This window comes from Chryseobacterium sp. CG10_8 (assembly GCF_058117085.1).
In genome coordinates this window covers 1-12309 of the sequence record NZ_JBYVEB010000089.1, presented here as the reverse complement: position 1 = coordinate 12309, position 12309 = coordinate 1, and the positions used below count along the sequence as shown (strand labels likewise).

The window sequence follows — 12309 nt, the reverse complement described above, 5'->3', positions numbered from 1 at the left end:
TTAATATCATTAGAAATTTTTGATAATTGAAAATTAATACCATCTATATTTAATTTGTAAAATTCATCATCAATTTCATAAAAGATTTGGCATTTAATTTTACTTCCCTGCTTATCATCATCAACCTTTTTTATTGTAGTTGAAGTTTTTAATTGCTCCGAATCTTGATCATGCAACAATGAAAAAGATAATTGGTTCATGCAAGCTATAAACAACTCAACTAAAGCACTCTTTCCACTTCCATTCTTACCAACAATTGCAGAAATATTAATTATGTCACCAAACATATTTTCTGGTACACTGGATTTGTATTCAATTTTAAAAACTTCTATTAACGTGGAAAAATCAGTGATTTTTTTTTCTGCAGAATCTTGAAATTCATAATCATTATAAAACTGATAAATTCTATTTACCTCAAGATTCTTTAAGAATTTTGTGTTGCAATTCTCTAACGGTCGTATTGCTAATAGTTTGAAACTCATGTTTATGCTTTTACCCAAAAATAACAAAAAAACCACAACTAATTTTGTGGTTTTGTGTAATTTATATCAGGTTATGTAATGGTTTTATGAGATTGCTTCGTCGTCGTTCCTCCTCCTCACAATGACACATCTCGTCATTGCGAGGAATGAAATGGAGCGAAGCGAAATGTAATGACGAAGCAATCTTTTGCTTTATAACTCTCTTTTCAAAAACTTCCCGGTCAAAGACTTTTTGTTTTTAATAATCTCTTCTGGAGTTCCTTGTGCAACGATGGTTCCACCATGTTTTCCACCTTCGGGGCCGATGTCAATTATATAATCGGCTAATTTGATGACGTCCAAATTATGTTCAATAATAATGAAAGAATTACCCAATTCTACGAGTTGATTAATGGCTTCCATCAAGATTTTCACATCCTCAAAATGAAGTCCAGTTGTTGGTTCATCTAAGATGTAAAGCGTATTTCCAGTTTGTCTTTTGGAAAGTTCGGTCGCCAATTTGATACGTTGCGCTTCACCTCCAGAAAGGGTCGTCGATTGCTGTCCCAACGTGATGTAACCCAAACCAACGTCTTGCAAAGTCTTTACTTTAATGTAGATTTTAGGGATTGGAGCAAAGAATTCCACCGCTTCATCAATCGTCATATCCAAAACATCGGAAATAGATTTTCCTTTGTATCGTACTTCCAAAGTTTCGCGGTTAAAACGCTTACCGTTACAAGTTTCGCAATGAACATAAACGTCAGGTAGGAAATTCATTTCAATGACTTTCAATCCTCCACCTTGACAAGTTTCGCATCTTCCCCCTTTTACATTAAAGGAAAATCGTCCAGGTTTATAACCTCGGATTTTGCTTTCAGGAAGTTCGGAAAAAAGATTTCTAATGTCGGTAAACATTCCGGTATAAGTCGCAGGGTTGGAACGAGGAGTTCTACCAATCGGAGTTTGGTCAACATCCACAATTTTGTCGATATTGTCCAATCCATCAATCGATTTGTATGGCAGTGGTTCTTTTACCGCACGATAAAAATGACGGTTAAGAATCGGGTACAAAGTTCCGTTAATTAAAGATGATTTTCCACTTCCTGAAATCCCAGTCACCACGACTAATTTCCCCAATGGAACTTCTAAGTTTACGTTTTTCAGGTTGTTACCTTTCGCACCTTTCAGAACCAAACTTTTTCCGTTGCCTTCTCTTCTTACTTCTGGAATTTCAATTTTTCTTTTACCAGTGATGTAATCGGCAGTGATAGTGTCGGCTTTCAGTAAGTCTTTTGGTTTTCCTTGCCAAAGAATTTCACCACCATGTTTTCCAGCTTTAGGACCAATATCCAAAACTTCATCGGCTTCCAAAATCATGTCTTTGTCATGTTCCACCACCAAAACCGAATTCCCAATATCCCTTAAATTTTTCAAGGATTTAATCAGTCTTTCGTTGTCTCTTTGGTGTAGCCCAATGGATGGTTCGTCTAAAATATAAAGCACATTGACCAATTGAGAGCCAATTTGTGTGGCCAAACGAATCCTTTGAGATTCTCCACCAGAAAGGGTTTTGGAACTTCTGCTGAGACTTAAATAATCCAAACCAACATCTAACAAAAACTGAAGTCGGGTTTCAATCTCTTTCAAAATTTCGTGGGCAATGATTTTATTCTTTTCAGAGAATTTTTCATGAACGTCTTTCAACCATTCCTTCAAATCAGATAAACTTAAAGCATTGATTTCCGCAATATTTTTTCCGTCGATTTTGAAACTCAAACTTGAAGCTTGAAGCCTTGTTCCGTTACATTCTGGACATGTTTCTTCCGTCGTGAAATGCCTTTCGAGCAAAATGGCATCGTAGGATTCTTTATCCTCAATCATTTCTTCCATTAAAGAAATCAACCCTTCGAAATTGACTTTAACTTTTTTAGTAATGCCAGCGTGCTTCAGTTCTTTAGTAAAATCCTTTTGCGCACCGTGATAAATTAAGTCTAAAGCATCCTTAGGAATATCTTTGAAAGGCGTTGATAAGTCTAAATCAAAAATCTCCAAAATGTTCTTTATCTGATTAACAATCCATTTGTTAGATTTAATGTCTTCTAATGGTAAAAGCGCACCGTTGTTAATGGAAAGTTTTGGGTTTTCAACAAAAAAATCGGTATTGATTTTCTTAATCGTTCCCAGACCTTTACAGTTAGGGCAACTGCCTTTTGGAGAGTTAAATGAAAACGTATTAGGTTCTGGCAATGCCAAAGATTGACCTGTGTCATCATCCATCAAATTCTTGGAAAAATATTCGACTTCGTCACTACCCAATTTCTGAATCCCAATGAGTCCTTCTCCCATTTCCATTGCGGTTTTTAGAGATTTTTCCATTCGGGTTTCGGTGGCATTTTCACCAATAATCCAACGGTCAATAACGATGTCAATATCATGGGTCTTATATCGGTCGAGTTTGAGGTCGTATTCAATATCTTGTAATTCGCCATCAATTCTTGCTTGACCATAGCCTTTTTTTGCCATTTGGACAAAAAGTTCATGGTAATGTCCTTTTCTAGATCGAACCACGGGAGCGAGAAGCATCAATTTTTCTCCTTTGTAATTTTGTTTGATGGTTTCCAGAATTTGGTCTTCGGTATAGCTTACCAAACGTTTTCCTGTACTCAAAGAGTAAGCATCAGAAACCCTTGCAAATAATAATCGAAGGAAATCGTACAATTCGGTAACCGTGCCAACCGTTGAACGTGGATTTTTATTGGTAGTTTTTTGTTCAATAGCAATAACGGGAGAAAGACCTTCAATTTTGTCCACATCCGGACGCTCCAAACCGCCCAAAAACTGTCTTGCATAGGCAGAAAATGTTTCGATATATCTTCTCTGTCCTTCTGCGAAAATGGTGTCAAATGCCAATGATGATTTTCCCGAACCTGAGAGTCCAGTAATCACCACCAATTCGTTTCGTGGAATTTTGACGTCAATGTTTTTAAGATTGTGTTCGCGTGCGCCGTAAACTTTTATATATTCTTTATCAGCTGCTTGCTCTTGGCTTTTGGCTTTTGGCATCATTCAAAAAATTGGAATTCGCAAAATTACGGAATTATAATTTCAAAAACGAAGTTGAAAGATTATAAAATTCAGTCTTTCAAAGCATAAACGGCAAAGCTCGCTAACCAATGGTCACCACCGTAATTCCCTTCGAATAGCATGGGTAAAGCTTTGGCTAAAAAGTGGTCAGAAGTCTCACTGAAATCTTTATTTAATCGTTCGTTTTTTGGTAGGGAAGAAGCGATACCTTTCATGCACCAAGCTTTGGAAAAAGAAAGTCCTACCAAATGAACGGTTTGGTAATCGGTGAGGTCGCTGACAATCGGGATTTGTTTGATATTTTCCAGACTTCTTTTGTCATAGAATTGATGAATCCATTTGACGAACTCTTTTTGCGGAAGCACTCTTCTCATTAAGTCTGCAATTTCCAAACTTGGAGAGAAAAAATCCGAACCATCAGGTTCTAAATAAGCTGGCGTTTTTTTGTCTTTTAAATAAAAATATTTTGCTTTTTCTAACAATTGATTTTCGAAGCTTTTATCATTGGTTGCTCTCGCCCAATCAATCGCAAAACCGAGTGCAAATGCAGTATTGGGATGCACGCCAGTTCTGTTAGGATAAGTCTGTTTTGGTAAGAATGCTTTCCAAAGTTTTAGAATTTCTTGCGTTAAAGGCTGAAGATTGTGATGCCATTTTTGCGCTCTTGGGTCGTTCCAGTTACTGAGTTCTTCGTCCAATTTCAGTAACCAAGCCCAACCATAGGTTCTTTCAAAAGTCTTGGAAAGTTGAAAATTTGAAAAATATTCTGCTTCTTGTTTGATTTTCTTTGGGTCGAATGAGTTTTCTAAAAGTTTTTCTATTTCTTGAGCATTAGGAAGCTGTTTGGTTTTCAATAATCTCACCAACATCCAATGTCCATGAACCGAACTATGCCAGTCCAAACAACCATAGAAAGAGGGGTGAAGGTCTTGAGGCGACATTTTGGCTTCCGTCTCGTTATTGATGACGTGTCCTGTTTTGTTGGGATATTCTGTCGAAATGCAATGCAAAGGCATTTGCGAAAGTTTCATCGCCATTTCATTGGTGAGTTCCGGAACTTGTTGCGCTGCTAATAGTGAGGAAAAAGCGAGTAAAAAAGGGAGAATTTTCATGTTTTAAAGATAGAAATATTTTGGAAAGATAAAAGTTCCTCCATTTTGATGTCATAAAAACGAAAATAGGCTGAAAATGGACTGTGATTTTGCAAACCCCTAAGAAGTCCTATTGATGATAGTTTAGTTAAGCTTTAAAATATATAGTAAGTGAATTTAAGATTGGGATAGTAAACTTTGCCAATATAATACAAGTCATGGTAATATGTTTTATCGTTGTATTCCCACCTGTAATGAAGATATGATATCTCACTTTGTATTTTTTGAAAAGGAATATTGATAAAAAGTCCTAATTCGTATTGATTTCGAAATCCAAAATTAAGTCCAAAGCCTAGATTAGCACTCATCGTATAGCTGGTCTCTCCTATATTAGTATCTCCAGAGGATTCGTATGTAATCGGAGTTAAAAAATCGCTTCCAGTGCCGCTTCCAGAGCCTCTAATAAAAGAAATATCATTAGAATTGTAATCCCCACCAATACTTACCTCAAAAAATTTTTGTAGTTTGAAGGATGGTAATGTTCGTCTATAACCTACAAAAAGTGATAACGTATTGTATTTTTGTCCAGCTGTTTCCTTGTTATGAAATGGGATTTCCTCTACACTCAGATTATATCGGTAGCATATTGTTTTTCGGGCATATACAAATTCTAAAACAAAAGCATTCTCGTTATCAAGGTTCTTTAATAATTTAGCTTCAATGTTTAATGTAATCGGTGTTCTAAATTTAAAGTGTTCTTTATCGGTTCGTAATTGGTTGTCGTAGATATTGACTCCGAATCCCGGCGAGATGCCCAATGAAAAGGAACTTTGACAATAGCTATAAATAGCCAATAAAAATAAAAAGAAAGAATAGATTTTTTGGTTTGCCCTCATAACAAATAAAATAGTAACGGCAAAATTGAAATTTTGTTGTGAGGATTGATGGTAATTGTTTGTTTCTCAAAAAGAACTGAGAAACCTAACTTAAGTTATTTGAGATGTAGGATTTGCTATATGAGGTTATTTTCCGAGTACAAAAACCGCAGGAATCTTATGCAAATCGATGTTTTGCTTTTTCCAATCGGAGAGTTTCAGCGTTTTGATAAATTCTTCGGTGGGATGATTGATATTGGCTGCAATGCAAAGTTTGGTGTTCGGATTCAGGAATTTAATCAAATCCTCGATGAGCGCATTGTTTCGATAGGGAGTTTCCATGAAAATTTGAGAATAACCTGTTTTCTGAACTTGGCTTTCTAAATACTGAATTTTTTGTTTTTTTTCCGATTTATCAATGGGAAGATATCCATGAAAAGTGAATTCTTGACCATTGAATCCACTTGAAATCAAAGCCAAGATAATCGAAGAAGGTCCATTGATGGGGATGACTTTGATGTTGTTTTCATGACTCCATTTTACCATCAAATTTCCAGGGTCTGCGATGCAAGGAAGGCCAGCCTCTGAAAGAAGTCCAAAATCTTGTCCGGCTTTCATCAGTTGTTGGGCTTCTTTAAGGTCTGCTGATTCCGAATATTTATCTAATTTGAAAAGTTTCAAGTCAGGTTGCTTCTTCTCTGGACAAAAGAATTTAATTACTTTTCTCGCAGTTTTTTCATTCTCAACAAAGAAATAGTGGGTTTTCAAAATGTATTCTTTGATAACCGGTGCAAAGTAATCCAATGGTGATTCTTCTGATAAATAAGCAGGAATTAGGAAAAGCATTTGTTAAATTGAGAATTGAAAGTTAAGAGTTGAAAATTAAAACAAGAATTTATTTTATTAATTTTTCTGCTACTTTTTCACAAGCATCATCTAACAAAAGATAAACTCTTTGAAAATCGGTAATTGTTCCGTAATAAGGATCAGGAACCTCTACATTATCACTGTAATGACCGGCTTCTTCTAAAAGCAGGGAAACTTTTTTTCTTTCGGTTTCGCTTTTAGTCATGGATACAACATCTTCATAATTTTTAAGATCCATGCAAAAAATACGATCAAAATATTCCAAATCTTTGGTAGTGATCAATCTAGAACGTTGAGATGAGATGTCGATTCCATGAGAAGCGGCGGTTGATATTGATCTTGGATCTGGATGTTTTCCTTCATGGAAGGCAATAGTCCCAGCAGAATCCACCTTATAATTTTCCGGTAATTTAGATTTCATAATTCCTTCAGCTAAAGGACTTCTACAAATATTTCCTAAACAAACCATTAATATTTTCATCGGATTACAATTTAGATTTTTCAAAAAACCCTTTCAGAGTTTCAAACTCGGAAAGGGTCATATTTTATTTCAGCTTAAAATAAGCAATTTATTTTTTAATTTTTTCGGTCAATTCCTTAACGTACTTCTTAATCTCTTTATCGACTTTGGAAACATCTTTAATTGTTTCGCAAGCGTACATTACCGTTGAATGATCCTTTCCTCCCATCTCTTCTCCGATTTTTGCAAACGTAGAATTGGTTAACTCTTTGGAGAAGTACATTGCTAATTGTCTTGGAAGTGCAATCTCTCTTTTTCTTGTTTTGGAAAGAAGTTGTTCTCTTTGGATCCCGAAGTATTCGCAAATAACTTCTTGAATATAAGGGATGTTGATGACTTTTTTCTTGTTGTTAGAAATTTTGGAAATCGTTTCTTTCAAAAGTTCCAAAGTCAAATCCGATTTATATATCGTAGAATAAGCAATCACTGAGTTGATAACACCAATCAAATCTCTAACGCTCGAATTAACTTCTGTTGCCAAGAAATTAAGCATGTCTTCAGGAAGTACAATTCCATCACGAGACAATTTGTCAACGATGATTTTCTTTCTCGTATCGAAATCTGGAGATTTTATTTCAGCGGTAAGTCCCCATTTGAAGCGGCTTACAATTCTTTCCTGAATTTCCATGATATCTACAGGAGCACGGTCAGAAGTTAAGATAATCTGTTTTCCGTTTTGGTGTAGGTAATCAAAAATATGGAAGAAAGAGTCCTGAGTTGCAGATTTACCTGACAAAAACTGGATATCGTCAATGATTAAGACGTCAACCATTTGGTAAAAATTAGCAAACTCGGCTTGCTTATGTGCTTTGGCTGAAGAGATAAATTGTTGAATGAATTTTTCCGAAGAAAGATACAATACTACTTTATCTGGAAATCTTTCTTTAACATCTAATCCAATCGCATGTCCAAGGTGCGTCTTTCCGACACCATAACCTCCATGCAAAAATAAAGGGTTGAATGCCGTTGCTCCCGGTCTCTTCGCAATTGATCTTGCAACAGTAGAAGCAAATTTGTTACTTTCTCCTTCAACATAATTATCGAAAGAAAAATCAGCTTTCAGGTTAGAGTCGATATTGACTTTCTGAATTCCTGGAACAACAAATGGATTAACAATTTTATTGGCGGCGAAATTTTGAGGAATGGTCTCCTGAACTTTTGGAGTAGCTACCGATTTTCCTTTAACATTAACTGTAATAGGTTTCTGCTTTCCAACAGGTTTGTTTTCCATTACAGAATACCATAATTTCACCCCTTTTCCGATATATTTTTTAAGCGCAGCAGAAAGCAAAGACAAGTAATTGTCTTCGATATATTCTTTGTAAAAATCACTTGGAACAAGCAACGTTAGATTGTTATCAATCAAAGAAACAGGTTGTACTTTATCAAACAAAAGTTCAAAAGAGTTTTCCAGTTTTTTTAGATCGGAAGAATCCTCCGCAGCATTCAGATTGTCTTTCATGAAACTGAGACAATTCTGCCAGATCATTCCTAAATTTTCGTTCATCATCTCTGCTACAAAATCCTTTTTTTGTTAAAATTTATCGGGAATACAAAGATGGAAATTAATAATTTTAAAAAAAAATATTTGTCCCCTTGATTATTAAAAAATATATTTGTATGTAATATTTAATGCTTAAAATGATTCACACAACACACACATTACGAGTACGTTACGGAGAGACTGACCCCATGAAATACGTCTATTACGGCAATTACGCTGAGTACTTCGAAGTTGCCCGAGTTGAGCTTTTTCGAACGTTTGGAATTCCGTATGATGAAATCGAAAAAAGAGGGGTGTGGCTTCCGGTTTCGGACTATAAAATTAAGTATATCAAACCGCTTTTTTATGACGAATTATTAGAAATTCATACCTATCTCAAAACGATCCCTGGTGTCAAAATCGAATTCACTTATGAAATCTTCAATCAATCTGGTGAAAAAACAACAGAAGCTTCAACGACATTATTCTTTTTTGATGCAGAAACTAAGAGGGTGATTCGATGTCCAGAATTCTTACTCAGTATCATTATGGATAATTGGCAAGCTTCTTAATGAAAAATATGCATCCAATGATTAATGATTCTTCTAAAATTTAGATGTAAATTAGCTTCAAGTTTTAAAATATGATGAATTCTCGTTATTTGGCTTTAGCCTTTTTCCTTTTTAGTACTTTATTTTTTTCTCAACAAAAGACTTATTGCAATCCGATTAATATTGATTACGGCTACACACCGTTTGATGTTTTTTCAAAACAAGGAAAGCATAGAGCAACGGCAGATCCTGTTATTGTTAATTTTCAGAAGAAGTTATTTCTTTTTTCAACCAATCAAGAAGGATACTGGTATAGTGATGATATGCTCAATTGGAAATTCGTTTATCGCAAATTTCTTCGAGATAACAAATATACTCATGATCTTAACGCACCTGCAGTTTGGGCGATGAAGGATACTTTGTATGTTTTTGGTTCTACATGGGAGCAGGATTTTCCAATTTGGAAAAGCACCAATCCAACAAAAGACGAGTGGGAAATAGCGGTTGATACCTTAAAGGTGGGAGCCTGGGATCCTGCATTTTTTTATGAAGAAGAAAAGGACAAACTTTATCTTTATTGGGGTTCGAGTAACGAATGGCCACTTTTGGGAACAGAGGTTAAAACCAAAACGATGCAATCAGAAGGTTTTGTGAAGCCTATTGTTAGATTAAAACCTGAAGATCATGGATGGGAGAGATTTGGAGAATATAACGACAACGTTTTTCTTGCTCCATTTGTGGAAGGAGCTTGGATGACCAAACATAATGGTAAATATTATATGCAATATGGCGCTCCAGCAACTGAGTTCAGTGGATATTCTGATGGAGTCTATGTTAGTAATAATCCTTTGGAAGGTTTCGAATATCAGAAACATAATCCATTTTCTTATAAACCAGGTGGATTTGCAAGAGGAGCTGGACACGGAGCAACCTTCGAAGATAATTTTGGTAATTGGTGGCATATTTCTACGATTTTTATTTCAACAAAAAATAATTTTGAAAGACGTTTGGGAATTTGGCCAGCTGGATTTGACAAAGACGATGTGATGTATTGTAATACCGCATACGGAGATTATCCAACTTATATCCCCGAATTTGCAAAGGGTAAAGATTTTACCAAAGGCTTGTTTAGTGGATGGATGTTGCTGAATTATAATAAACCAGTCGCTGTATCATCTACTTTAGGTGGATATCAGCCTAATTATGCGGTTGACGAAGATATCAAAACCTATTGGTCTGCAAAGTCTGGAGACAAAGGAGAGTGGTTTCAGACAGATTTGGGTGAAGTTTCTACCATCAACGCTATTCAAATTAATTATGCGGATCAAGATGTAGAGTTCAAAGGGAAAACGTTGGGCAAAATGCATCAATACAAAATCTATGGATCTAATGATGGTAAAAAATGGAATGTCATTGTCGATAAATCCAATAACCAAAGCGATGTTCCCCATGATTATATTGAACTGAAAAATCCTGCGAAAGCGCGTTATTTAAAATTAGAGAATTTGAAAATGCCAACAGGGAAGTTTGCTTTGAGTGGTTTTCGGGTTTTTGGAAAAGGAGCGGGAGAAAAACCTCAAAAAGTGGAAGATTTTGTGCCTTTGAGAGCAGATCCTAAAAAAGCAGGCGAAAGAAGAAGTATTTGGATGAAATGGAGACAGAATGAAAAAGCAGATGGATATGTAATCTATTTTGGGAAGGATCCTGACAAAATGTATGGAAGCATTATGGTGTATGGGAAAAACGAGTATTATTTTACCGGTGCGGATAGAACGGATGTTTACTATTTCCAAATAGAAGCTTTTAATAATAATGGTATTTCCGAACGTTCTCAGGTTTATAAAGCAGAATAATTGAATTAAAAAATTACAATACAACATAAGCCGAAATCTATTCGGCTTTTTTATTTAATAATACTATGAAGATTGCTTATCTCGGTCCTGAAGCTAGTTTTACTCAATTAGCAACCACTCAAATTTTCCCAAATGAAGAACTTGTTCCTCAATCCAATATTTATGATTGCTTTTTGTCTGTTATCAATGACCAAGTCGACAAAGCAGTAGTTCCCTTGGAAAACTCTATCGAAGGGACGGTATCAATGACCTTGGATTATTTGTATGATTTTTCAGAAATTTTTGTAGAATCGGAGGTTGTTATGCCGATTTCGCATCATTTGATGGTGTGTCCTGGAAATCAGGAATTCGATAGAGTGATTTCTCATCCGCAAGCCTTGGCGCAATGTTTTCATTTTTTAGATCAAAATTACAAAGGGGTCGCTCGACAAGATTACAGTTCGACGGCAGCTTCCGCGAAGTTGATTTCTGAGAATCCAAAACAAAAATGGGCTGCTATCGCTCATTCTTACGCTGCAAAAATTTATGGATTGCAAGTTTTGCATCATAATATTCAGGATTTTGAACAAAATCATACCCGATTTATCGTTATTTTAAAAGTTCAGAATGAATTGCAACTTGGTTTTGAGAAGACAGGTTCTAAAACTTCTTTGATGATTACGCTTCCGGAAGATCATGCGGGAGGATTGCATCAAGTTTTGTCAGTTTTTGCATGGAGAAGAATGAATCTTTCCAAGATTGAAAGCCGCACCTTAAAAACCAAGCTCGGTAATTATTTCTTTTTTATCAATATTGATGGAGAATGGGAGAAGCCTTTGTATAAAAATGCTCTGGAAGAGCTTTCGTCCATTGACGCAGATGTTAAATTTCTGGGTCATTACAATGAATATCTGCTAATCGATTAGTTGGATTGTATCAAATTTCCGTAAAATAATAAATGCTTTTTTGGAAATGTGATCGTTGTATTTATTTTTTTATTAATTTTGTTGAAACCATTAATATAAGTTTCATGAAAAAATTATTATTTGCTTTTTTATTAGTAATCTCTGCAACAGCATTTGCACAAACCTCTTCTCAGAAACCTCTTGTTTTGGTTGACGGTATGATTGCGTCTCAGCATATGCTGGATCAAGATAAAGGAAATGTTGTGAAGGCTAATGTTTACAAATCAGGCACACAGCTTCCAGCAGAATTAAGTTCGTACGCAGATGTTGCTAAAAATGGCTTAGTGAGTGTAAAGGTGAAAGAGAATTACTATGATAAGATCACTTTGGGTAAGCTTAATGCTCAATTTAATCTTGACAGAAATTCTCCAGTTTTGATCGATGGAAATTTGATTAAAAATACTGAGACCATCGCTTTCGGTAACATTTTAGAAAACATGAATGTTCAGACGATTGACGGTCAAAAGATGTTGGTGATTGACACTACTCCTAAAAGAAATGGTAATGTACTGAAAAATAGTTGGTGGATTTTACAAAAAATATGATTAAATTCTGCGTGTTAATCTGAAGAGAAAAG

At 35.4% G+C, this 12309-nt stretch carries 11 protein-coding genes; 4 read left to right on the top strand and 7 right to left on the bottom strand.

Translation table 11 applies throughout. The annotated features are described in order from the left end of the window. From AC4AGG_RS12755 to dnaA, 7 genes are all read right to left on the bottom strand, one after another. Positions 1-482: hypothetical protein (locus AC4AGG_RS12755; RefSeq protein ID WP_489772391.1), on the bottom strand; the 482-nt coding region annotated here is incomplete at its 3' end. A gap of 192 nt (positions 483-674) precedes the next feature. Next, positions 675-3530 carry an excinuclease ABC subunit UvrA gene (uvrA, locus tag AC4AGG_RS12750; protein ID WP_489772390.1) on the bottom strand — a complete coding sequence of 952 codons (2856 nt, stop codon included), beginning with the start codon at positions 3528-3530 and terminating at the stop codon, positions 675-677. A 68-nt stretch (positions 3531-3598) separates the two neighbouring features. Continuing rightward, positions 3599-4660 carry a DUF2891 domain-containing protein gene (locus AC4AGG_RS12745; RefSeq protein WP_489772389.1) on the bottom strand — a complete coding sequence of 354 codons (1062 nt, stop codon included), beginning with the start codon at positions 4658-4660 and terminating at the stop codon, positions 3599-3601. Positions 4661-4794: 134 nt separating this feature from the next. Next, the gene (locus AC4AGG_RS12740) at positions 4795-5457 is read right to left on the bottom strand and encodes a hypothetical protein (RefSeq protein WP_489772388.1); all 663 of its coding nucleotides are present in this window, start codon (positions 5455-5457) and stop codon (positions 4795-4797) included. Positions 5458-5661: 204 nt separating this feature from the next. After that, positions 5662-6360 (bottom strand): SAM-dependent methyltransferase, encoded by a 699-nt coding sequence (locus AC4AGG_RS12735; RefSeq protein WP_489772387.1) that lies wholly within the window; start codon positions 6358-6360, stop codon positions 5662-5664. A 49-nt stretch (positions 6361-6409) separates the two neighbouring features. Continuing rightward, positions 6410-6862 (bottom strand): low molecular weight protein-tyrosine-phosphatase, encoded by a 453-nt coding sequence (locus AC4AGG_RS12730; protein ID WP_489772386.1) that lies wholly within the window; start codon positions 6860-6862, stop codon positions 6410-6412. 88 nt (positions 6863-6950) lie between these two features. Continuing rightward, the gene (dnaA, locus tag AC4AGG_RS12725; protein ID WP_489772392.1) at positions 6951-8408 is read right to left on the bottom strand and encodes a chromosomal replication initiator protein DnaA; all 1458 of its coding nucleotides are present in this window, start codon (positions 8406-8408) and stop codon (positions 6951-6953) included. A 134-nt stretch (positions 8409-8542) separates the two neighbouring features. On the opposite strand from dnaA, the gene AC4AGG_RS12720 reads away from it, so the two are divergent. From AC4AGG_RS12720 to AC4AGG_RS12705, 4 genes are all read left to right on the top strand, one after another. Beyond that, a complete protein-coding gene (locus tag AC4AGG_RS12720; protein ID WP_489772385.1) occupies positions 8543-8956 on the top strand; it encodes an acyl-CoA thioesterase in 414 nt (137 codons plus the stop codon). Positions 8957-9027: 71 nt separating this feature from the next. Then, positions 9028-10788, top strand: coding sequence for a discoidin domain-containing protein (locus tag AC4AGG_RS12715; protein ID WP_489772384.1), 1761 nt, complete (start codon positions 9028-9030; stop codon positions 10786-10788). Positions 10789-10853: 65 nt separating this feature from the next. Next, the gene (gene pheA / locus AC4AGG_RS12710; RefSeq protein ID WP_489772383.1) at positions 10854-11693 is read left to right on the top strand and encodes a prephenate dehydratase; all 840 of its coding nucleotides are present in this window, start codon (positions 10854-10856) and stop codon (positions 11691-11693) included. Between the two features lie 104 nt (positions 11694-11797). After that, positions 11798-12277 (top strand): hypothetical protein, encoded by a 480-nt coding sequence (locus tag AC4AGG_RS12705; RefSeq protein ID WP_489772382.1) that lies wholly within the window; start codon positions 11798-11800, stop codon positions 12275-12277. Positions 12278-12309 lie beyond the last annotated feature (32 nt).